General features: G+C 64.1%; 21 protein-coding genes and 4 pseudogenes. 5 read left to right on the top strand and 20 right to left on the bottom strand.

Translation table 11 applies throughout. The annotated features are described in order from the left end of the window. Positions 1–88: 88 nt before the first annotated feature. Together GEV05_23915 and GEV05_23910 are read right to left on the bottom strand one after the other, a co-directional pair. Positions 89–274, bottom strand: a complete 186-nt coding sequence (locus GEV05_23915; GenBank protein MPZ46376.1) for a hypothetical protein — start codon at positions 272–274, stop codon at positions 89–91. Positions 275–452: 178 nt separating this feature from the next. Further along, positions 453–1,892: a sulfatase-like hydrolase/transferase gene (locus tag GEV05_23910; GenBank protein MPZ46375.1), complete on the bottom strand. Its 1,440-nt coding sequence runs from the start codon at positions 1,890–1,892 to the stop codon at positions 453–455. A gap of 244 nt (positions 1,893–2,136) precedes the next feature. Here GEV05_23910 and GEV05_23905 point away from each other — a divergent pair, with 244 nt between their 5' ends. After that, complete coding sequence (locus GEV05_23905) at positions 2,137–3,081, top strand: TauD/TfdA family dioxygenase (GenBank protein ID MPZ46374.1); 945 nt, start codon at positions 2,137–2,139, stop codon at positions 3,079–3,081. Between the two features lie 258 nt (positions 3,082–3,339). On the opposite strand, the gene GEV05_23900 is transcribed toward GEV05_23905, so the two are convergent. Next, entirely contained in the window at positions 3,340–3,711 is a 372-nt protein-coding gene (locus GEV05_23900; GenBank protein ID MPZ46373.1) for a hypothetical protein, read from the bottom strand. A gap of 90 nt (positions 3,712–3,801) precedes the next feature. On the opposite strand from GEV05_23900, the gene GEV05_23895 reads away from it, so the two are divergent. Then, complete coding sequence (locus tag GEV05_23895) at positions 3,802–4,833, top strand: IS630 family transposase (protein MPZ46372.1); 1,032 nt, start codon at positions 3,802–3,804, stop codon at positions 4,831–4,833. A 531-nt stretch (positions 4,834–5,364) separates the two neighbouring features. Here the strand turns inward: GEV05_23895 and GEV05_23890 are convergent. From GEV05_23890 to GEV05_23875, 4 genes and pseudogenes are all read right to left on the bottom strand, one after another. After that, the gene (locus tag GEV05_23890; GenBank protein MPZ46371.1) at positions 5,365–5,808 is read right to left on the bottom strand and encodes a hypothetical protein; all 444 of its coding nucleotides are present in this window, start codon (positions 5,806–5,808) and stop codon (positions 5,365–5,367) included. 411 nt (positions 5,809–6,219) lie between these two features. Beyond that, positions 6,220–6,372, bottom strand: a pseudogene (locus tag GEV05_23885) (tyrosine-type recombinase/integrase). Between the two features lie 524 nt (positions 6,373–6,896). After that, positions 6,897–7,886, bottom strand: a complete 990-nt coding sequence (locus GEV05_23880) for an AAA family ATPase (protein ID MPZ46370.1) — start codon at positions 7,884–7,886, stop codon at positions 6,897–6,899. Positions 7,887–7,976: 90 nt separating this feature from the next. Next, positions 7,977–8,240: pseudogene (locus GEV05_23875) on the bottom strand (hypothetical protein). A 205-nt stretch (positions 8,241–8,445) separates the two neighbouring features. Here GEV05_23875 and GEV05_23870 point away from each other — a divergent pair. Both GEV05_23870 and GEV05_23865 read left to right on the top strand, forming a co-directional pair. Continuing rightward, a complete protein-coding gene (locus GEV05_23870) occupies positions 8,446–8,727 on the top strand; it encodes a hypothetical protein (protein ID MPZ46369.1) in 282 nt (93 codons plus the stop codon). A 91-nt stretch (positions 8,728–8,818) separates the two neighbouring features. Next, positions 8,819–9,718 (top strand): hypothetical protein, encoded by a 900-nt coding sequence (locus GEV05_23865; GenBank protein MPZ46368.1) that lies wholly within the window; start codon positions 8,819–8,821, stop codon positions 9,716–9,718. 50 nt (positions 9,719–9,768) lie between these two features. On the opposite strand, the pseudogene GEV05_23860 reads toward GEV05_23865, so the two are convergent. From GEV05_23860 to GEV05_23845, 4 genes and pseudogenes are all read right to left on the bottom strand, one after another. Next, positions 9,769–9,843: pseudogene (locus tag GEV05_23860) on the bottom strand (type II toxin-antitoxin system RelE/ParE family toxin). A 21-nt stretch (positions 9,844–9,864) separates the two neighbouring features. Continuing rightward, positions 9,865–10,830, bottom strand: coding sequence for a tripartite tricarboxylate transporter substrate binding protein (locus GEV05_23855; GenBank protein MPZ46367.1), 966 nt, complete (start codon positions 10,828–10,830; stop codon positions 9,865–9,867). A 726-nt stretch (positions 10,831–11,556) separates the two neighbouring features. After that, a complete protein-coding gene (locus tag GEV05_23850; protein ID MPZ46366.1) occupies positions 11,557–11,952 on the bottom strand; it encodes a DUF4168 domain-containing protein in 396 nt (131 codons plus the stop codon). A gap of 740 nt (positions 11,953–12,692) precedes the next feature. Continuing rightward, a complete protein-coding gene (locus GEV05_23845) occupies positions 12,693–13,130 on the bottom strand; it encodes a hypothetical protein (protein ID MPZ46365.1) in 438 nt (145 codons plus the stop codon). Positions 13,131–13,304: 174 nt separating this feature from the next. Here GEV05_23845 and GEV05_23840 point away from each other — a divergent pair, with 174 nt between their 5' ends. Further along, complete coding sequence (locus tag GEV05_23840; protein ID MPZ46364.1) at positions 13,305–13,658, top strand: hypothetical protein; 354 nt, start codon at positions 13,305–13,307, stop codon at positions 13,656–13,658. Here the strand turns inward: GEV05_23840 and GEV05_23835 are convergent. From GEV05_23835 to GEV05_23795, 9 genes and pseudogenes are all read right to left on the bottom strand, one after another. Beyond that, positions 13,630–14,174 (bottom strand): annotated as a pseudogene (locus GEV05_23835) (HD domain-containing protein). The gene GEV05_23840 and the pseudogene GEV05_23835 overlap by 29 nt on opposite strands. Before the next feature lie 11 nt (positions 14,175–14,185). Continuing rightward, positions 14,186–14,986: a phosphonate ABC transporter, permease protein PhnE gene (gene phnE / locus GEV05_23830; GenBank protein MPZ46363.1), complete on the bottom strand. Its 801-nt coding sequence runs from the start codon at positions 14,984–14,986 to the stop codon at positions 14,186–14,188. A 17-nt stretch (positions 14,987–15,003) separates the two neighbouring features. Continuing rightward, positions 15,004–15,975, bottom strand: coding sequence for a phosphonate ABC transporter substrate-binding protein (gene phnD, locus GEV05_23825; GenBank protein MPZ46362.1), 972 nt, complete (start codon positions 15,973–15,975; stop codon positions 15,004–15,006). 46 nt (positions 15,976–16,021) lie between these two features. Beyond that, positions 16,022–16,876 carry a phosphonate ABC transporter ATP-binding protein gene (gene phnC / locus GEV05_23820; protein ID MPZ46361.1) on the bottom strand — a complete coding sequence of 285 codons (855 nt, stop codon included), beginning with the start codon at positions 16,874–16,876 and terminating at the stop codon, positions 16,022–16,024. A 43-nt stretch (positions 16,877–16,919) separates the two neighbouring features. Beyond that, positions 16,920–18,074 (bottom strand): alpha-D-ribose 1-methylphosphonate 5-triphosphate diphosphatase, encoded by a 1,155-nt coding sequence (locus GEV05_23815; GenBank protein MPZ46360.1) that lies wholly within the window; start codon positions 18,072–18,074, stop codon positions 16,920–16,922. Continuing rightward, the gene (gene phnL, locus GEV05_23810) at positions 18,071–18,775 is read right to left on the bottom strand and encodes a phosphonate C-P lyase system protein PhnL (protein MPZ46359.1); all 705 of its coding nucleotides are present in this window, start codon (positions 18,773–18,775) and stop codon (positions 18,071–18,073) included. Before phnL ends, GEV05_23815 begins: the two co-directional genes overlap by 4 nt. After that, complete coding sequence (gene phnK / locus GEV05_23805; protein ID MPZ46358.1) at positions 18,772–19,554, bottom strand: phosphonate C-P lyase system protein PhnK; 783 nt, start codon at positions 19,552–19,554, stop codon at positions 18,772–18,774. The genes phnL and phnK overlap by 4 nt, the downstream gene beginning before the upstream one ends. Before the next feature lie 17 nt (positions 19,555–19,571). Continuing rightward, a complete protein-coding gene (locus GEV05_23800; GenBank protein MPZ46357.1) occupies positions 19,572–20,549 on the bottom strand; it encodes a carbon-phosphorus lyase in 978 nt (325 codons plus the stop codon). Beyond that, positions 20,546–21,053 (bottom strand): carbon-phosphorus lyase complex subunit PhnI (locus GEV05_23795; GenBank protein ID MPZ46356.1); only part of this gene is annotated, 508 nt, incomplete at its 5' end. The genes GEV05_23800 and GEV05_23795, both read right to left, overlap by 4 nt.

Genomic DNA, 21,053 nt, shown 5'->3' with positions numbered 1-21,053 from the left:
AGCTGCGCGAGAAAATTGAGGAGCAACTCGCGAAACTTCAGAAGCTGCCCAGCTTGATCCGCTCATTTTTCAATGCTCCGTCTGTCGCCTATATTGGCGACTGGTGAGTAAAGTTGGCGCGACGGTCGAGTTCTCGAGTGATGAACCAGCGCGTTTGTCCCCGATCGAGGTCGAGTTTTGCCTGGTCACTGATTGCGGGCCTAAGCTCCTTGTCGACCAGCGGCAGCAGCCCGAGCGTATCCGCAATGCTCAAAGTGTCCACTATGTCCAGCATCGTTCCTTCAAACTCGTCCGCGGCAGTGCCGTCTGACGTCCAGCCAAGGATATGCAGCGCCAGTACACGGGCGAGCTTTCTCGGCTCCCCTCATAATTGAGCACTTCGATTAGCAGTGGACGTTTGGACTACGAGCGAATCCGCATTTGGTTGCGTCTCCGCTGGCCGAGGGACTGCGCTAGCTGTATTCCGCCTGCTCGCCTGGGGCGGGCGTTCCCTGGAACGATCCCTTGGCGAGTACAGCAGCGCGTCCGCCCGATGCTTCGACGAGCGCCGCCTGAGAAGCTTGCGCCGCCGCGTTGACCGCGACGGGATCGACCCGCGCGCTGAGCTCGGCCTCGAATTCTGCCAATACGGCTCCATAGGCAGCGTCGAGGGCGAGGTTGTGCTTTTCCTCCGGATCCGCCTCTTCGTCGAACAGCTCCGGCGCGTACTCGACGTAGTGGATGTACTTGTACCTGCCCTTGCGAATCATGAAGACGGCCGTGTCGGCGCCGTTCGCATGGTATTGACTGAACGCGACACGATCGGTGTCGTCGGGCTCGGTGGCGATCGAGCGCACCGAGCGGTACCCCGGAATGATCTGGTCGCCGAGCCCGACCGCATCCAGGATCGTCGCTGCGCCATCGGCCAGCGTCACCGGCGTGTTGACGACCCTTCCGGCAGGAACCCCGGGTCCTGACACGATCATCGGAATCGCCGCGGCCTCCTCGTACATATTCGATTTCCCCCAGAGTCGCCGCGTACCGAGATTCTCGCCGTGATCCGCCGCGTAGACGACGAGCGTATCGTCTCGCAAGCCTGCTTCTTCCAGAGCCTGCAGAACCTTCGCGATATTCGAATCGAGGTACGAGCACAGGCCGTAATACGAGGCTATCGCGATTCTGCGCGTCTCCGCGGTGAAGAAATCGTCATGGCGTTGCATCTGCTGGAACTTCGCAATCCAGGGATGCAGCGGATAGTCGAGCGCGTTTGCCTTTGGATGCTGCAGCATGGCGTGCGGATAGAGGTCGTAGAATGCCTGCGGCGCGATGAGCGGGTAATGCGGGCAGACGAACGAGCAGAACAGCGCCCACGGCTGGTCCCTGTGTTTTTGCGCCTCGTACTTCAGCCAGTGGCACGTGTGTTCCATGATCGACCGGTCGTAGCGGATGTAGCCCGAATCGCCGGGGCCGATCTGGGTCGCGAGCCTGCTCTTCTTGATCGGCAGGCCGAGCGGGCGCTTGACGCATGCGGCGACGGCACCCTTGCCTTCGACGATGTGCAGCGGAACGATCTGCTCGCTGAATCCGGTCGGGTCTTTCTCGCTACGGTAATGGAGCTTGCCGATAGACAGGCAATGCATGCCCGCCTTCTGCATGGCATGGCCCCAGCCTTCCACCCGGCCTTCATAGGCGTGGGCGTTGTCCCAATAGCCGATGTCGTGGACCTCGCGACCGGTGGCGAAGCTCGCGCGCGCGGGCACGCAGATCGGCGAATTGGTGTAGGCGTTGGTGAAGCGGGTGCCGCTTGCGGCCAGCCTGTCGATCGTCGGCGTCCTGACGAACGGATGGCCGTAGCATCCCGACGCCTTCTGCTGATGCTCGTCGGACATGATGAAAAGGACGTTGTTGGCCATCGTCGGCGACCCCCAGGAAACATCGTTTGCCCCGGCACGTCCCGAAATCCGGTCTCGGCCGAGGTCGGCATCGATTCTTTCCGGCCCCGATTCTTCCTTCGGCACGGTCGAAACGAAGGCCCTGCGCGAACCCATTATCCTTCAGGCGCACGCGGCATGGGCCCGCATTTCGCCACGAGTTGCGCACGCGGCCTGACTGGGTCGAAAATCGAGTTTGCAGATCGAGCCCGGAGGAGATCAAGCCATGTCGGTACAAACAGTGCGGGAAGCGCTAGCGCCGCAGGCGGGTGCAGTCGAAGTCGCTCCGCTTTCGATTCACATCGGTGCCGAGATCCACGGCGTGGATCTTTCGCACCCTCTTCCGCCGGAGCACGTGAGCGCAGTGCGTTCTGCGCTGCTACGCTGGAAGGTCGTCTTTTTTCGCGATCAGTCGCTCGATCATGGCCGGCACATCGCCGCCGCGCGCCAGTTCGGCGAAACAACTGCCGGACACGTCGTCTACGGCAGCGACGGCGAGTACCCGCAGATTTATTCCGTCGCCAAGAATCGAAAGGCAAACAGGTTCCAGGGCCAAGTCCTGTTCCGGCCGTGGTCGGGCTGGCACACCGACATAACCGCGGCCATCAACCCGCCTGCCGCGTCGATTCTGCGCGGTGATATTGTGCCGCCCTATGGCGGCGATACCCAGTTCACCAACCTGGTCGCTGCCTACAACGCGCTTTCTCCTGTCATGCGGACGTTCGTCGATGGATTGCGCGGTGTGCACCGATTCGCTCCGCCGCCGGGCGTGGACGAGACGCCGGAGTATCGCGAGCTCATGCGCAAGCGAACCCTCGAGAGCGAGCACCCCATCGTACGCGTGCATCCGGAAAGCGGCGAGCGCGCACTGTTCGTCAGCCCGTCGTTCCTCAAGTCGATCGTCGGCCTGTCGGCGCGCGAGAGCCAGGTGCTGCTGGAGTTCCTGTGGGAGCACGTCGTGCGGCCCGAGTTCACGGTGCGCTTCCGTTGGGCGCCGGGCAGCGTCGCGTTCTGGGACAACCGTGCCACCGCGCACCTCGCGCCCAGGGACATTTTCGATTCGGACTTCGACCGCCAGTTCTATCGCGTCACGCTGGTCGGAGACGTGCCGATCGGCGTGAACGGCAAGCCCTCGAGCGCCCTCCAGGGCGAGCCGATCGTCGCGGTGTAGCGATCATCCCGGGGACGACGTTTCGATCGCCGCGGTAGCCTGCACTGGCTACCGCAATCGCTCCTAGGTTCTGGGCGATGAAGTCACGGAGTTGGTACTCGAGCCCGAAAGCTGGGAGCGGATCCCCGCCGGATTGGTCGTTCTCCGTGGCGATGCTAGTTACGTCGTCGAGCACGGCTGCAACGTGATCCTGGATTCGTTCGTTTCCCGGCGGCATTAGACGGACCTGGGTTTCCGTTTCCTCGACTGACCACCGGTCTACTCAAGCTGAAAGGCGGGAAGGTAATGCGCACTCTTCCCGCGAAGGTAGCAATCCAGATCGGAAAGTTCGGAATCATGCTGGATAAGTTTGGTATGCATGTCTTCCCAAGTCCGGTATGTGAAGCAATGCTGGCGGTCGGCGTGGAGATAGTGACGAACGTCGCCGGTAGGATCCGTGAAGGAATGGTGGCGTTCGTCCGCCCGACTTTGCGTACTACTGACCAGGTTGACGACATGCCAGGGCACGTCACCAGCCATCTTGCACGCGAACACAACGTTGCGAAAAATCTGACTGTGAAACCGCGTGGCGATCTGGTTAGGCAAGATGCTGCGCTTCGCGTACTCGCTCGGCACCAGGTAACGTGCCACTAGTGTTCCGTAACGTAATTCATGTTAATATTAGGCCAGGTATCCTTCGGGGGAGGAAGGGTCATGGCCAACCACGCTCAACCGGTTGCGCTGGATGAAGCCGATCGCGAGGAGCTGCTGCGCTTGCAGCGTTCGACGTCGACGCCGGCGGGCCTTAGCCGTCGAGCACGTGCGGTGCTGCTGATGGCCGAAGGGCTCGCCGGGACCGAGATCGCACGGCTGACAGGGTATACGCCCGTTCAAGTCAGCCGCATTCGCAGCCGCTTCACCGAAGCGGGCATCCGGGGGCTGCACGATAAGCCTCGCTCGGGTCGGCCGCGCAAGATCACGGAAGCCAAGAGCGCTCGCATTGTCGCACTCACTCTCAAGGCTCCTCCGCCCGGTTTGACGCACTGGAGCACCCGAGAGCTTGCCGAACGGGTCGGCGTCTCGCACATGAGCGTGCATCGGCTCTGGCGACTCCACGCCCTGCAGCCGCATCGGGTGGAGACCTTCAAGTTCACCACCGATCCGCACGCCGAGGAGAAGATTCGCGACGTGGTCGGGCTCTATCTCAACCCGCCCACCAACGCCGTCGTGCTCAGCATGGACGAGAAGACGCAGATTCAGGCGCTTGACCGAACGCAACCGTTGCTGCCACTGCGTGCGGGCCTCCCGGCTCGTCAGACCCACGACTATCGGCGCCACGGACTCACCAGTCTTTATGCGGCGCTGGAGATCACCTCCGGCACCGTTCACGGGGCATGCAGCGAGCGGCACACTGGAGCTGACTTCCTGCGCTTCCTCAAAGGGCTGCAGCGTCGCTATCGGGGACGCGAGTTGCACGTCGTGCTCGATAACTCTTCCACCCATTCGACGCCCGACGTGAAGGTGTGGTTGGAGGCTCACTCCAATGTCCACTTTCACTTCACCCCCACCGGCGCCTCGTGGCTGAACCTGATCGAGGCGTGGTTCGGGATCCTTACTCGTAAATCTGTGCGCCGCGGTTCCTTCGCCTCGGTGAAGGCGCTCGTCAAACACATCGAGCGTTACATCGACCATTGGAACGAGAACCCCACGCCCTTCGTATGGACCAAGACGCCGGCCGACGTCATCCGCAAGGCCGTGCGTCGTGGGTCTTAACATGACTTCGGATACGAGACACTAGTCCCTCACGCGAGATAGGCTTCGCTTCGGCGACCTCCGGGCCTGGGATGTCGGCGCGGACACAGGTCACCAAGATGCGAATGGAAGATCCGACGATACAGCAAATCGCGGCAGCATAATCCATCGCGAATTACAGTAAACAAGAATGACGAGCCCGCCAGACTTTTCCTTGTTGACGGCTAACCGTGTCTGATTCGGAATGAACGGTGCAGCCTTGAGAACTCTTCGCGCCGGCTTCGAATCGGTCCAGCGTGTCTTTGACCGCATGGGGGCTCTTCGCGGTGATCAGGCCCGTCGGCCGCCGCGACCCATGCGGAAAACGCCAGCAGGCAACGCGGCAGCGATGCGTGATGCAGTCATGATAGTCATCTCTCCGTGTAGTTTCGATCAGTGGATCGCGACGGGCAATTCATCGAGAGTAGCGACTCAGGCATCGTCGGCCGCTATCAGCGCACCAGGCTAGGATCGAGCGCCGCGCTCGCGGCCGACGGGAACGGGTGAGATCGTCTAGCCCGGTGACCGGCCGCGCAGCCGACGTAAGTGCTGGCGGCCATGCAGCGCGCCAATCACGATGGAACGGTCAGGATTGACGACGTAGAACAGTGACCACGGCCATCGACGTGGGAAATTTGCGCGGCGGATGTCCCCGTCCAGCACTACTTGGTTCGCAAGGGGATTGGCCTTAATCCGATCTGCCGCCTCTCGTGCGGCAGCTAGAAACCGCTGCTCGAGCGCAGCATTCCGTTTCCGATACCAAGCGGCGGCGGCGTCCAGCTCGTCGAGAGCTTTCTGCGTGAACTCGACCCGGCTCACGCCGGTTTCGGATTGCTCCGCTCCCTGGCCCGCCTCTGAAGTTCCTCGAACGCTTTGTCGCTGTCGATCAGGACTTCGTTTGGAAGGTTCTCCACGCGGCGCAGAAGCTCGGCCTGCACCTCGGGCGGAAGATCGGATTTCGGTGTGTTATCGCGCGTGTTCATTCGGATATCCTTACACGCTGGGCGCCGGCATTCAAGTCGAAGGGGCCGTGTGTCAAAAACGTGCCAATCTCCGAATTGCATCCCTAGTGTCAGGCTGAGACAAACTGATTGACGACAAATGGCAAACGTTGTAGATACCTGATTATAAATAACTTCCAATACGATGCCGCCGTCTCTTAATCCGTTGGTTCGGGGTTCAAGTCCCCGGGGGCCTACCAAGTACTTCAAGCAGTTACAACCGGCGCTGCCACAAGTCGATTTCCTAACGTGGGGAAATCGTGGGGAATTGGATGACATTCCCTCCCGCCGACAGCAACTTTTTGCCCGAATTCACCACCGTCTTCTGCTTACCGGGGCGATGATCCGGCGTCGGCGATATGCGCGACTCGATACGCGTTGCGGCAATCGCGAGATTCTCGGTTGCGAACTTCGCGTAGCGGTCGACCATGACGCGCGACTTCCAACCACCCAGGTCCTTCAGCTCATCGCAGCTCGTACCGACCTGCCGATGCCATGTGGCCCAGGTGTGACGCAGGTTTTGCGCGTTGCCTGGCGCGGGTTAGCGGGAAGGGGCGTGCAGTGCGCCGCTCCGGTGTTGCGAGCATGCTATCGAGCGTTCCCTATTTCATGTCACGCTCGTCCCTCACCCCCAACCCCTCTCCCGGGGGGAGAGGGGAGCGTCGCGTCCATATTGGACTGTCGTCCAATATGGAACGATCAATAATCCGAGAGATGAAACGCTCCCTATCCGGACGTTGCACCCAGGCGGCGCGCGATCTGGCACCAGGCCGAGCCCCAAGGTGCGCGTTGCGGCAGATGCAGCACAACGCGGCGCACCTCGCGTTCGACGAATGGAGCGAGTCCCACGCGCAGGAGATCCATTGCCTTGCCGATCCGCTCTTGATTGGTAATCGCCATCAATCCTCCTCCAACAGCCATTCGTAGGCGGGACGTGCCGCGACATCGACGCCCGCGAGCGCCAGGGCCTGCTCCTGCGTCTGCACCAGCAGCGCGGCCTGTACTTTCGGTTGTTCCTTCGCCGCGTCGAAGAGGGCGCGCAACTCACGCTCGCGCGCCTGCGGCGTGCTCGGATCGGCGCAGACCTGCAGCAGCTCGCGCTTGCCGTCGCGGTATGCCGCGAAGAAATCGACCTCGAAACCCGCGCCCGTCTTGACGTAGCCGACTTCCGCACCGCGTCGTGCCAACTCGTTGAACACCACCGTCTCCAGCGGCATGACCCTGCGCCTTCAGATCCTGGAACAGCCGATGCACGCTCATGCTGCCCGCGGGGTTGCGCAGGCAATGACGCACGACCCAGCGCAGCGCGTTCACCTGCGAGATGCCGTAACGCTCGACCACGTCGCGAAAGAGCACCGTGTCGACGTAGCCTTGCAGAAGCTCGACCCGCAGCCGCGGCGCGAGACCCTGCGCTTCGGGAAAGCCGCCTTCGGCGAGGAACTCGGCGAAGCGCTTTTCGACGTGCGAGCGCTCGGCAGCCGTCCAGCGGCGGGCCTCGGCGCCCGGCTCCTCGCCGCGATGGCGCAGAAATTCACGAAAGTCGAACGGGCGGATCACGGTCTCCAGCCCGCGACCGCGCAGCGCGCTGTGCACCTCGCGCGAGAGCATGCGCGCCGACGAGCCGGAGACCACGATCTCGACTTGCTCCGTGTCCAGCACCCGGCGCACGAAGCGCTCCCAGCCCGGCACGAGCTGGATCTCGTCGAAGAACCAATGGACGGTCTCGCGCCGCCGAAGCTGCGGGAATCGGCGGTAGAGCTCCTCCTGCAGTGCGCTCAATTGGTCGGCCTTGATATCCGCGAGCCGATCGTCGTCGAAGCTCAGATAGAGCGCCCGCTCGGGAGCGATACGCTTCCGCTCCTCGGCGAGAAGCTGGCGCAGGAACGTCGTCTTGCCCGCTCGGCGCATGCCGGTGACGGCGTGCACCTTGTTGCGGACCTTCGGCAACACCGCATCGCGCCGCGTGGTCGCTGCGACTGGCGCCGGCGAGAGCGCCGTATTGAGCTGTTCCTCCAGGACCGGATTGAGGGGCATCGGCGTGTGCGGATGTGTCCTTATTCGGAGGACACTTTACGCAAAATCGGTCCGCTTGAAAAGGACACATCGCCTCAAGCGCACGATTCCGTCGTTGCCGGCCAGCACCAGCTGCATCGTGCTGAAGAAGCCCTTGTTGAAGACCTCCTCCTGGTTGGTGCTGAGCTGGCGCACGCCATCGGTCAGTTCCACCGAGCTGCGCTTGAGCTCGATCACCGCGATTGCGCGGCCGTTCACGTAGGGCACGATGTCCGGCCGCCGCTGGTAGCCGAGGCAGTCCGCCCACCGAGAATCGGTGAACAGGGCGACGACGCGGTTCTGCGTTCTGCGCTCGGAGCGTGGCGTTGCAGGCATCCTACACGTCGCGTTCCAGCAGCGGCGTGACTTTGTCTCTTGCCATGTCGAAAGCTCGTCGACCGGCGATCAGATCCAAGAAGGCTTGGCTGGGTAATCAGCAAAAATTTCTGCAATTCCGACTGCAATGGTGTGGCTGGCTTGCGCTAACGGCGCAACACAACGCCTGGTTTGCTTCTTGCAGCGATCGCATCGATTTTAATCCATGGGTTGGCATGATATGGTTTCCGCACAGGCACGAGCACTCGATTTCCTGACAAGGCGCTATCGCGAATCGACCGATCTCGTTCCCGTGAAAAAGCTTCGATATCCCGTCTGCGGCGTCGATCCGGAAAGCTGGGACGTGTTTGTCGCGGGTCGAAAATCGCCTGATCGCGTCGAGCTTGGCATTGGAGCGATTGAGCCTTGTCGACTCCGCGCCAGCGAGCATGTGGCAGTCAACCGCATCACTGGCGAAATCAAATACCTGGGGTTTCTTGGCGAATGAACGTGCATGGCCAACGCGGGCCGCGGCTGCGTAACACCCGTGGTCCCCGGGTCGTAGTTTGAGGCAGACGTCGGTCGCGGCACGGAAGCGCATGGCTACATTTCAATCTCCACCACCCATTGTGCAGTTGGATCTCTTCGAGCATAGCCGTGACATCATGCTGCGCAATGATGTCGTGAAGGCATTGCTAAGGCGAGAACCAGTGGCGGCTGAGAAGGCGCTGGCTGTCCTGTCGGGCGCGTTTTCAGACGACAACTCGCTCATGTCGCTCACGGAACTGTTGGCGGTGCTTAACTCCCGGCCCGCACCATTTACGACGCATGACCAAGCGTTAAAAGCTGTGGAACACATGGAGACCGTGGTCCTGCCAGCCGCAAAGCGTGTGTTCGGTGAGGCAGAAATGAGCAAGTGGCTCGTTCCGGAGTGGCGGTCACTGGCGAGCTCGGCAGAACACCTTGCCTTCGACCCGGACCACCGCCGAGCGCACACTGCATTCATGCTGCTTGAAGCGGGCGATTGGGCAGCCGCTGAGACGAGCATCAAACGCATTCCTTCTTGGCGAAGGATACCTGCCACACTGGCGTGGATGGCCGAGGCGCGTTTCGGAGGAGCGGGACTCGAAGCTGCCTGGCCGTTCCTCGTCGAACTGGCTTGGAGCAATTCAGAACTGTTCAGCGAGCTTGCCCGGCGTCTGCCGGACACTCGCTTGCGCGCATTGCTGCAGCGTTTCAGCGCCGATCTCGAGGGCTCTGGAGACCAAGCCGATTTCGCCTGGTTTCCTGCCTGGTTGTTAATTGAGGAGCCTTCCTTTCTACCGGTATTTCGGGAGGCGATGCAACACGACAACACCACGCCGGAACGTTGCGCGCGCACCGTCATGGAACTACTCATCTCCGAGCGACGCGGTGGACAGAGCACGAACCTCGAGCACAGAAGAAGGCTCCAGGCTCTTCACCCCGGACTGTTCGCTCGGTATAAATCGACTCGATAGGAGCACGCACCAGGGGCGCCGCGAGCACGGCTGTCTTCTTGTCGCCACCACAGGAGCAACACCACGGTCTGACCTAGCCGGGCGAAGTACACGCGGTAGCCCGGGCCCCAGTCAATCCGAAGTTCCAGAGCTGGAAATTCGACCGCTCAGCTCTTCGGTATTCCGGCCCCGCGCGCGACTTTTTCCCACTTGTCGAGCTCGGCTCGGATGTGGCGCGCGAACTCGTCCGGCGTGTTGCCGACCGTGTCGACCGCGTCCACGGCGAAGCGCTTCCTGATGGCGGGGGATTGCAGGACCTGGACCATTTCCTTGTGCAGCCGGTTGACGATGTCCCTCGGCGTATTGGCGGGCGCCAGCAAGCCGTACCACTGCAACGACTCGAAGCCCGGCAGCCCCGCTTCCGAAACGGTCGGGATGTCGGGCGCCACGTCACTACGCTTCAAGCTGGTGATGCCCAGCGGGCGCAGGCGCCCGGAGCGTATGTGGGGCATGCCGGTGATCACCGTGGCAGCCATGGACGCGACCTGGCCGGCGATCATGTCGATCATGGCGGGTGCGGTGCCTTTGTAGGGGATATGCACCATTTTCAGTTTCGCCATGCTGAGAAAGAGCTCGTACGTCATGTGCGGATAGGTGCCGGTGCCGGCCGACGCGTAGTTCAGCTGGCCGGGCCGCGCGCGCGCAAACGCGATCAGATCCTTCAGCGTTTTCACCGGCAGGGACGGATGCACAACCAGGATGCTGGCCGACGTGGTCGCCAGCGTCACCGGCGCGAAATCCTTCACCGGGTCGTACGGCACCTTCTTGTAGAGCGCCGAGTTGATCGCCAGCGTGGACAGGCCCATCAGCAGTGTGTAGCCATCGGCGGGCGATTTCGCCACCATCTCGATGCCGATCATGGTGCCGGCGCCGGGGCGGTTGTCGACGACCACCTGCTGGCCGAGGCGCTTCGAGAGCTCGGGGGCGAGGACGCGGGTGATGATGTCGGTGCCGCCGCCGGCCGACGAAGGCACCACGATCCGCACCGGCTTGACGGGATAGGCTTGCGCGAACGCGGTGCCCGCGCTCGAGCCGAGCACCACGCAGGCGATGCACAACGCATACGATTTCACGAGTTCCTCCTCCTTATTGTTTATCCCCTCCGGGATCGGCGACCTCTGCGGGCCGTTTCACCTCCCCGCACGCTCGCCCCCTGCCAGCCGGGGAACGCGCCCGAGTCGAACCGAGTTTATACCTGGCGAACGCCCTGGCGCACAAACAAGCCGCGTAGTATCGAGCTCAATCCCCAAACGCTGCGACTGCAGATCAACGCTCGACTCGCAAAGCGTCTTCCGCGTTCTGGCTTGCTTTCCGGCTCCGCGGCGTCGAGCGCCACAAGGCAGGGCGGGCGGTGACCCACCCACGGCGCAGGAACGACGACCCACCGCCGGCTGATGGAGACTTCGAGCCGGCGGAGTCGTTTGTGCCGCCAGAGACGCCGCACCCTGTGCCGGCGCCGAACGACGAACCTGCTAAGCCGGAAGCGATCGATTCGGACTTAACGCCGTCCGGTGGACACACCGAAAAAGGACGCGGCCGCGGAAGGCTAGCGGCAAGCTGAATCGACGCTCATAGTTTCGCCGGCATGCTCTTGCGCATGAAGACCTTGAGGGCCCGCGTTGCGACCGGCGACCACCGCACGCAGCGCTTTCAAGCCTTCGTCTTCGCCCAGCCGATCGGTAAATTCAACACAACGGTAAATTCAACACAAGGCGTTGGCGCGGTTTTGCCGAGTCGGCGCCATCGTCAGACTCAGCCTTCCGCAGGGTGAGTCGCGGAGCACGACTCGGCATCTCCCGCTATTTGTCGGGGTTCACTTTGTCCGTGCTCCTCATGTGCTCCTTGACGCGCTCGGCGACCGCGGGATTGGCCTCCGTTTGGCTCATGATCTCTTTGTACTTATCGACGCTCATCCCTTCTTTCTCGACCGCGCGGACCATCTCCTGCGATGCCGTTTTCCGGAGTTTCTGCTGTTCTTCGGGCGACTTGGCGCTTTCGAGCTTCGGCACGAAGGTGTCGTTGATGCGCTGCACCTCGAGCACGGCGACCGCGAACGACTTCAATTCTGAATCGCTGAAGCTGGACGCCGATTGTTCAGCCGGCGGCTGCAGGGTCCCCTGGGGGAACACTGCTAGGGGGCAGGCGAGACCGACCAAGCCGAGCACTAGCGAAAGAACGCGAGTCTGGATCTTCATGAACTAGCTCTCCTATCCATATGCTTGAGGTGACGACGGGGTAGGCAGCTTCTCGCGGCCAGCCGAGCAGTTCTCGGAAGGACTGCGACTGCGCAGCAGAAGTGCGTTCGTTGCCATCGCACTGAGCAGGCCCGTCGCCGCGCCACTCGCCTCGAAACATCATGAAACACTCGCGGGCGCAGCCCCAGCACGGGCGTCCGGCAAAGACGACAGGTAAGTCAGGCGCACAAACGCTCGTCCATTACTTGCTGAACGCGCTTTGGGCATTCGCTGAGAATCCATCACCCATCCGGTAGTCCTTCCGTCATGAAGATCGGCTGAAATGTCGCGAGCGATCTTCCAACAGGAGACCTTGCGATGAAGTCAAAAGTGCTTTGGGGCAGCAGCGCTACAATCGCCGCGCTGGACAGCATACAAATGAGCGAGCTCGAGCGCGAACGGGCGCGACAGATTGCGCGCAGAGCGGAGGAGCTTGTTTGCATCTCTTTCGCGGCTGGTCGTGTAGCGGGCCTGCTGATAGCTCGACTGAGGCACCTTCTGCGTCGCGAAGTCCCCATCCACTCGACGCCGAGATGATGTAGCGCGCGAGCGCCAGCCGGCTATACGTTTCGTTTACCGCGCAACCGCGGGCAACCCTAGGGGGGCCGCGCTTGCAACCTTACTCACTCGGGGGAAGTAGGTGTCGCTGAGCGCACGCGAAACGGCTCCAGCTGAAATCCGGCACGATGCAGGTTTCTCCCTCACCACCACTTGTGTATCGCGAAGATGGAGATGGCAATCAGCGAAACCGCCGCCGGCACCCATGCCATTTCGTTGGAGCCCGAACATTGCCACACTTCCCGCCACGTCACTCGGGCAGTCAGCGCATCCCACAGCCTCGGGCCATCGTAGGGGCGTCCTTCCCGGAGAAGGTATTCGACCCGGCGCGAACGATCGATTGCCCGACGAAGGACAACTCTGTGGCTCACCTCAACGGCGAAGAACGCGAACACGACCAGGTATGCGATGTAGAGAAGCGTCCATTCCGAGAGCCGCGTCTTGGCGTCGAAGATCGCGGTGCCGAGGACGACAAGCAGCACGTAGCAGTAGCCACGTACCTGGAAGACGAGGCGCTCCTTTCGCGCCACGATGCTTTGGAGCAGCCTCCACTCCTCGAGGGTCTTCGCTTCCGCATCCATTGATCCTCGCCCCTCTGCCTGAGACAGCATCACACGCCTTCGTTATCGGCGCGAATGCTGCGATTCTTTATCGACGAGGATGCAACGCTGCCGCGATCGCCGGCATAAGGCACGAACGGTTGTAACGAAACCGGGCCACGATCGGTACACCCATCGAAACAAGGAGCATTTGTCATGGAGCGGACCGAAATGATTCGTCAACTGGTCGACGCGACCATCGAGAGTGGCCTGAAGGGAGGCGATCTGCGTTGGCTGCGAGAGATCCTCAGCAACGGTTTTCCCGGTTTCGGCCGTCTTACGGATGCGGGACTTGCGCGCGAGATGGAATTGCGTGGTCTGCTGGAGTTCGACGAGCCGGAGCCGGACATGGACTTCGACGACGATCCAGACGCCGACGAGGACTACGACGAAGCCGTGCGCTCCGTCATGCTGTCGGGCATGGTGATCGTGGAGGGCCTGGATGCGCGCGTCTTTACTTCGGCCGGACGTTCGCGCGCGGCTAGCGAAGGCACGAACGGAGCATCGTGACGAAGCGATCGAGCGACGGCGTACGCATGCCGCGCAGCTTCGCTTCATCGTCCCAGCGACGCAGACGAATGGCATCCGCCGCGAAAGGGCGCGTCATGAACGCGCCCGCTGCCTCGGGCGGAAACGCGCCGCCCTGCAGCTCCAGGCTGCGTTGCGAAGCGGCACTGAGCGCGGCGCCATAGCCGCGCTCGGTCGCGCACAGGTAGCGCTTGGCCGCCACGTGCAGGCGGACCGCCACCACGGCGCGGGTGCTGGAAATTGCCCGCTCAGGGCGAGCGCAGCAACTTCCTCGTGCCGACCGTCGCTGCCGAACCCGGAACGCTGGTCCGATGCCGCGAGCAGGTGACCCAGGTCGTGCAGCAGGCAAGCGCTTACGAGGTACGGGCCGGCGCCGGCTCGCTCTGCGAGGTGTGCGCATTGCAGCGCGTGCGCGAGCTGGCTGACCGGCTCTTGGCCATACCAGGCACTGGCCCGCGTCGCGTACAGCGTCACGATCGCATCCAGCGTGAGCCCCACGCCGGCTTGCCTCAAATGAACCCCCGACGTACCCGCGCCGATACGAGGTCGATGGCGGTTACCGTGACGATGATGATGATCATCACCGCGCAGGTCTCGGCATAGTAGAAGCCGCGAATGTTCTCCCACAGGATGATGCCGATGCCGCCGGCGCCCACCATGCCGACCACCGAGGCCGAGCGCACGTTGGCCTCGAAGCGGTAGAGGGAATACGAAATCCAGAGCGGCATGACCTGCGGCAGCACGCCGTAGACGATCTCTTCGAGCTGGTTGGCGCCGGTGGCGCGAATGCCTTCCACGGGCTGCGGATCGATTGCCTCGACCGCCTCGGAGAAGAGCTTGGCGAGCGTTCCGGTGGTATGGATCCAGAGCGCCAGTACCCCTGCGAAAGGTCCCAGGCCCACGGCGACGACGAACAGCATCGCGAACACCATTTCGTTGATGGCGCGCGCGGCGTCCATCATCCGCCGCACCGGCTGGCGGATCCACACGGGCGCGATGTTGGCCGACGACGCGAGGCCGAGCGGGATGGCCGAGACGATCGCGAGCGCGGTTCCCCACAGCGCGATCTGCAGGGTCACCACCATTTCCTGCAGGTACAGCCGCCACTGGCCAAAATCGGGCGGAAAGAAATCCGCCGCGTAGCGGGCCATGTTGTCCGCGTCGCGCACGATATCGAGCGGACGCATGTCCGCGCCCTGCCACGACGCGGCCAGCAGTGCAGCCAGCACGCCCCAGCCGAGCAGCGGCATGAGCCCGCGCGCGCGCGCGGCCTGCGACGGCGCGTGAAGCGCGCCCGTGTTTACGGTCATCCCCGCTTCCTGTGCGGCTACTTCTGCGCGAGCTGCTGGTTCAGCTCCGCGAGGCGGCGCTCGATATCCGCCAGCTTCGCCTTCTTCTCGGCCTCGTCCATGGTGCCGTTGGCCTCGACCTTCGTCTTCTCGCGGAAGAGCTCGAGCTGGCGGATCGGCACGAGCTGCCGGTTGCTCGACTGCTGGAAGCCGGAAAGCTTGGAAAGTTTCATGAGCGCCGCCTTCTCCTGCTCTCCGCCCTGGCCATAGGCGTAGAAGAACTCGCGCACCTTCGCCTTGGTCGCCTCGGGCATGTCCTTTCGCATCACCAGCGGATCCAGCGGGATGAGCGGCGAGGTCCAGACCACGCGAATGGCATTGAACTTCTCGGGGAAGCGGGCCTTGATCTTCTGCAGGTTCTCGCTGTTGTTGGTCGCCACGTCGACCTGCTTGTTCGCGACCGCGAGCGCGTTCGCCTCGTGGTTGGCGTTGCGCACGACCTTGAACAGGCGCTTCGGATCGACCTTGTTCACCGCGAACACATAGTAGCTCGGCACCAGGAACCCCGAGGTCGAGTTGGGATCGCCGTTGCCGAAGGTGAGGCTCTTACCTTGCGCGAGCACGTCTTCGACGGTCTTCAGCGCGCTATCCTTGTGCACGATGAGGTGCGAGTAGTAACCCTGCGTGCCGTCGGCATTGACCATCTGCGCGAACACTTCGCCACTGGCTCGGTCGACCGCCTCGATCGCCGACTTGTTCCCGAACCAGGCGACCTGCACCTTGTTGAAGCGCATGCCCTCGATGATGCCGGCATAGTCGGAGGCGAAGAACGCGTTGACCTTGTAGCCGGTCTTCGCGGCCAGCGCATCCAGGATCGGTTTCCAGTCCTGCTTGAGGTTTTGCGAAGATTCCGTGGAGATGATGCCGAAGTTGATCTCCTTCAGCTCCTGCGCGGACCCCGCCGCGGCCACGGCGCACAGGGTCAAGGTGGCGAACCATCGTTTGATCATGTCGACTGCTCCTTCCTGGTTGGATGTTTCACGAGGTCCGGACGCACTACGCATATGCAGGACGCGGTGCGACCGGCGCGCGCTGCCCGCTCGGCCTGTCGTCCAGCGCGCTGATGTGATCCGGCAGGCTGACGATCTCGTCGGCTTCGGCGCCGTAGAGATCGCGCAGCAGCGCCGGCGTGAGCGCGCTCGACGGCCCGTCGTAGACGACCCGGCCGAGGCGCAGCGCCACCGTGCGCGGGCAATAGCGCAGCGCCACGTTCACCTGGTGCAGGGAGACCAGGACGGTGCACCGATCCTCGCGGTTGATGGCCGTGAGTATCTCCATCACGCGCCGGGACGATTCCGGATCGAGCGAGGCGATGGGCTCGTCGGCGAGCACGATGCGCGCGCCCTGGACGAGGGTGCGGGCGATGGCAGCGCGCTGCTGCTGACCGCCGGAAAGGGTCGAAGCGCGCTGGGCGGCCTGGGCCATGATCCCGACCCGGTCGAGTGCAGCGAGCGCGGCCGCGATCTCGCTGCGCCGGAACCACCTGAGGAGACTCCTGCACAGCGGCGTGCGGTGCAGGTGTCCCGCGAGCACGTTCACGATCACCGGCAGGCGCCCCACCAGGTTGAATTGCTGGAAGACGAAGCCGATCTCGGCGCGCACCTCACGGACGTCGCGCGCGAGCGCGCCGTTGCGCTGCACGGTGCGGCCGTTCACGTCGATGCGCCCTGTGCCGCGGTCGGCCGCGACCAGGCCCGCGATATGGCGCAGCAGCGTCGATTTGCCGGACCCGGATGCGCCGATCACCGCGACCATCTCCCCGGGCAGCACACAGAGCTGGACATCGTTCAAGGCGCGATGCCCGTTGTCGAAGGTCTTGCTGAGTCCCGTGATGCGTATGGCCGTTGTCATCGATCTTCCTCGTTGTGTCTGCATTACATGCGTGCCGGCGCGTCTACACCACACGTTGTCCCTCGCGCCATACCGCCCGCACAACGGGTTGCTTGCGACCCGCGGCTTCCACCAGCCGAACTTGAACCAGGTCGGCCCGCTTTCCGGGCGCAATCTCGCCGCGGTCGTCGAGCCCGGCCGCACACGCCGGCTGCGCGCTCACGGTGGCGATCGCCTGCGGCAGCGAGAAGCCGGCATCGTCGGCCAGGCGCAGCGCCGCGAGCAGAAGGCTTGCCGGCACGTAGTCGGACGACAGCGCGTCGAGCAGTCCCGCGCGCGCGAGCTCGATCGCGGCGACGTTGCCGGAATGCGAACCGCCGCGGACCACGTTCGGCGCACCCATCACCACCGCCATCCCCGCACGCCGGGCGGCCGCCGCGGCCTCGAAGCGGGTGGGGAATTCGGCGATGGCGACCCCGTCGGCCTGCGCCTCGCCTACGTGGCTGGGCAGCGTGTCGTCGTGGCTGGCGAGAACGATCCCCTGGGCGCGCGCATAGGCCACCACCGCGCACCGGTTGGGCCGCGCGTGGCGCGCCTGCAGCTCGCGCTCTCGCGCCGCCTGGGCATCGAACTGCGCGTTCGACCAGCCCTTCTTGCCGCAGTAGTAGATCCGCGCCTGCTCGATGTCCTGCCACTGGCGCTGCCCGGGCGTGTGGTCCATGAGCGAAATGAGCCCGACCCGCGGATCGCCGGCAACCGCATCGAACAGCTCCGCCATGTTCGGCGCCGGCAGCTCGCAACGGACGTGCAGCCGATGCTCCGCGCGCAGCATGCCGTCCGCGTCTGCGCGATCGAAGGCGGCCAGCACCGGCCGCATCGACTGGCCGCGCATCGCTTCCGGGTCGCTGTCGCCGACGCCGAGGGCATCGAACACGGTGGTGATGCCCGCGGCCGCCACTTCGGCGTCGTGGCTGCACAGCGCCGACAGCGCCGGCCAGCGCACCTTGGGACGGGGCATCAGGTGACGCTCGAAGTTGTCGGTATGCAGTTCGACCAGACCCGGCAGCAGCAGGTCGCCCTCGATGTCTGCGGCGGTGCGGACCGACGTCCCGCCGGTATCGATCGCGACGATGCGTCCGCGCGCGGCCACCAGCGTACCGCGCACGACTTCGCCCGCCAGCACCAGGTGCGCGCGCTCGAACAGAAGCTCCGCGTTCATCGCATCTCCGTCATGTCGATCACGCGCGTGGCGACCGCGTCGCGCACCGCGGCGTCGTGAAAAATGCCGAGGATCGCGGCGCCGCGCGCCCTCGCCTCGCGAATCATGCAAACCACCGTCTGCCGGTTCCGGGCGTCCAGCGATGCCGTCGGCTCGTCGAGCAGCAGCACCGGGCGCGGCTTGATGAGACTGCGGGCGACGTTGATGCGCTGCTGCTCGCCGCCAGAGAACGTGGCCGGCGGCACGTTCCACAGCCGCTGCGGAATGCGCAGGCGCAGCAGCAGGTGCTGCGCCTCCACGCGCGCCTCGCGCAGCAGGCGATCGTCCTCGCCGGCGTCCTCGATGAGCGCCTCGGCCACCACGTCGAGCGCGGGGACGCGCGGAACGACGCGCAGGAACTGGCTGACGTACCCGATGGTCCGGCGGCGCAGGTTGAGCAGGGACTGCGCCGGTGCGCGGGTGACATCCACCGCGGCCTCGTCGCTTTCCAGGACGATCGAGCCCGAAGTCGCGCGGTAGGTCGCGTAGACGCACTTGAGGAGCGTGCTCTTGCCGCTGCCCGACGGGCCGTCGAGCACGACGCACTCGCCGGACGCGACGTTCAGGTTCGCATTGGCGAGCACAGCAAGCTGCGCCCCGCCCTGGTTGTGCAGGACGAACGTCTTTGACAACTCGTGAATCCGAACCGCAACACCGCTCATGGCTGCAGCACCGAGGACACCAGGAGTTGCGTATAAGGATGCTGCGGATCGTCCAGCACCTGGTCGGTGAGCCCGCTTTCGACTACGCGGCCGGAGCGCATCACCAGCATGCGATGTGCCAGCAGCCGGGCGACGGCGAGATCGTGCGTGACCAGCACTGCAGCGAGTCCGAGCCGGCGCGTGAGCGAGCGCAGCAGATCGAGGAGCCTCGCCTGCACCGAGACGTCGAGCCCCGAGGTTGGCTCGTCCATGAACACCATGCGCGGATGCGTGACCAGGTTGCGCGCGATCTGCAGGCGCTGGCGCATACCGCCCGAGAACGCCTGCGGCTTCTCGTCGATGCGATCGGGATCGAGCTCCATGCGTTCGAGCCACTCGGCGGCCGTGTTGCGGATGCGTCCGTAGTGCCGTTCGCCCAGGGCCATCAAGCGCTCGCCGACGTTCGCCCCTGCCGATACGTTCATGCGCAAGCCCTGGACGGCATCCTGGTGCACGTAGCCCCAGTCGGTTCGGGCAAGCAAGCGACGCTGCGCCTCCGAAATGGCGTACACGTCGATCATGCCTTCGTGGCGGGTGAGAAAGGCAACGCTGCCGCCATCGGGTTTCGAGCGCCCGGACACGCAGTCGAGCAGCGTCGTCTTCCCCGAACCCGACTCGCCGACGACCGCGAGCACCTCTCCGGGATAGAGCTCGAAGCTCACGCCGTCGACGGCCCGACACGCGCCGTAGCGCTTCACGAGCTCGCGGGCGCGAAGAAGCGGTTGCGGTTCGTGCGACATCGAAGACAGCAGCACGCTCACGCAGACCGCCCCGGCCCGCGCCTCGAGCCGCAGTAGTCGGTATCGGAACAGACGTACATGCGCCCGCCGCGATCGTCGGTGACGAGCTCGTCGAGGAAGCTCTCGGTCGACCCGCACAGCGCGCACGCCGTCTCCCACTTCTGCACCTCGAACGGGTGATCCTCGAAGGCGAGGCTCTCGACCCGCGTGTACGGCGGCACCGCGTAGATGCGTTTCTCGCGCCCGGCGCCGAAGAGCTGCAGCGCGGGATTGCGATCCATCTTGGGATTGTCGAACTTCGGAATCGGCGACGGCGCCATCAGGAAACGGCCGTCGACCATGACCGGATAGTCGTAGCTGGTCGCGACATGACCGTAGCGGGCGATGTCCTCGTACAGCTTCACGTGCATCAATCCGTACTCCGCCAGCGCGTGCAGCGTGCGCGTGTGCGCGGCTCGGGGCTCGAGGCGCTGCAAGGGTTCGGGCGCCGGCACCTGGTAGACGATGATCTGGCCCGCGCGAAGGGGCGTCTCCGGAATGCGATGGCGCGTCTGGATGAGGGTTGCATCGCGCGTGCGCTCGGTCGTGCGCACGCCCGTGGTGCGGCGGAAGAACGTGCGGATGTTGACCGCGTTGACGGTGTCGTCCGCGCCCTGGTCGATGACCTTGAGCACGTCGTCCGGACCGATGATCGACGCGGTCACCTGGATGCCGCCCGTGCCCCAGCCATACGGCAACGGCATCTCGCGCGAGCCGAAGGCGACCTGGTATCCGGGGATCGCGACCGCCTTGAGGACGGCGCGGCGGATCATGCGCTTGGTGCGCTCGTCGAGGTAGGCGAAGTTGTAACCGGGCTCGGCCGCGTTCGTCTCGGCAACGGCGTTGGCTCCCTCGCCGCCCGCTCTCGTGACCGGTGCGGCGGCGACAGGCCCCTGCTCGCCGACGCGGCGGGCTTCCTGTAGATCGACGCTTTGCGGCGCGCCCCGCGTGCTCACTCGGAGGCCTCGCAGCGCCCGGCCCGGAGCTTGCGAACGAGCTCGAGCTCGGCCTGGAAATCGACGTAGTGCGGCAGTTTCAGGTGCTGCACGAAGCCCGATGCTTCCAGGTTGTCGCTGTGCGAGAGCACGAACTCCGGCATCTGCGCCGGCGACTCCACCGCTTCGCCCAGCTCCCCGGCGCGCAGCGCGCGATCGACCAGCGCCATCGCCATCGCCTTGCGCTCGCAGTGCCCGAACGCGAGCCCGTAGCCGGTGGTGAACCGGGGCGGCTCGGTTCGGCTGCCGGCGAACTGGTTGATCATCTGGCATTCGGTGATCGCGATGTCGCCGATCGACAGTGGTGCGCCCAGCTCCTCCGGCTCGATCTCGATCTCCACCAGGCCGAAACGGATCTCGCCCGCGAACGGATGCGAGTGCGCGTACCCGCGCTGGGTGGAATAGCCCATCGCGAGCAGAAAGCCTTCGTCGCCGCGGGCGAGGTTCTGCAGGCGTTCGGCGCGC

The sequence above is a fragment of the Betaproteobacteria bacterium genome (genome assembly GCA_009377585.1).
Lineage (GTDB): Bacteria > Pseudomonadota > Gammaproteobacteria > Burkholderiales > WYBJ01 > WYBJ01.
This window is presented reverse-complemented; position numbering and strand designations above follow the sequence as displayed.

Bases quoted from the DNA above. Each gene is read 5' to 3' on its own strand.
- GEV05_23915 (MPZ46376.1), bottom strand. From the start codon at position 274: ATGCTGGACATAGTGGACACTTTGAGCATTGCGGATACGCTCGGGCTG.
- GEV05_23910 (MPZ46375.1), bottom strand. From the start codon at position 1,892: ATGGCCAACAACGTCCTTTTCATCATGTCCGACGAGCATCAGCAGAAG.
- GEV05_23905 (MPZ46374.1), top strand. From the start codon at position 2,137: ATGTCGGTACAAACAGTGCGGGAAGCGCTAGCGCCGCAGGCGGGTGCA.
- GEV05_23880 (MPZ46370.1), bottom strand. From the start codon at position 7,886: ATGCCCCTCAATCCGGTCCTGGAGGAACAGCTCAATACGGCGCTCTCG.
- GEV05_23870 (MPZ46369.1), top strand. From the start codon at position 8,446: ATGGGTTGGCATGATATGGTTTCCGCACAGGCACGAGCACTCGATTTC.
- GEV05_23865 (MPZ46368.1), top strand. From the start codon at position 8,819: ATGGCTACATTTCAATCTCCACCACCCATTGTGCAGTTGGATCTCTTC.
- GEV05_23850 (MPZ46366.1), bottom strand. From the start codon at position 11,952: ATGAAGATCCAGACTCGCGTTCTTTCGCTAGTGCTCGGCTTGGTCGGT.
- GEV05_23845 (MPZ46365.1), bottom strand. From the start codon at position 13,130: ATGGATGCGGAAGCGAAGACCCTCGAGGAGTGGAGGCTGCTCCAAAGC.
- GEV05_23840 (MPZ46364.1), top strand. From the start codon at position 13,305: ATGGAGCGGACCGAAATGATTCGTCAACTGGTCGACGCGACCATCGAG.
- phnE (MPZ46363.1), bottom strand. From the start codon at position 14,986: ATGACCGTAAACACGGGCGCGCTTCACGCGCCGTCGCAGGCCGCGCGC.
- phnD (MPZ46362.1), bottom strand. From the start codon at position 15,975: ATGATCAAACGATGGTTCGCCACCTTGACCCTGTGCGCCGTGGCCGCG.
- phnC (MPZ46361.1), bottom strand. From the start codon at position 16,876: ATGACAACGGCCATACGCATCACGGGACTCAGCAAGACCTTCGACAAC.
- GEV05_23815 (MPZ46360.1), bottom strand. From the start codon at position 18,074: ATGAACGCGGAGCTTCTGTTCGAGCGCGCGCACCTGGTGCTGGCGGGC.
- phnL (MPZ46359.1), bottom strand. From the start codon at position 18,775: ATGAGCGGTGTTGCGGTTCGGATTCACGAGTTGTCAAAGACGTTCGTC.
- phnK (MPZ46358.1), bottom strand. From the start codon at position 19,554: ATGTCGCACGAACCGCAACCGCTTCTTCGCGCCCGCGAGCTCGTGAAG.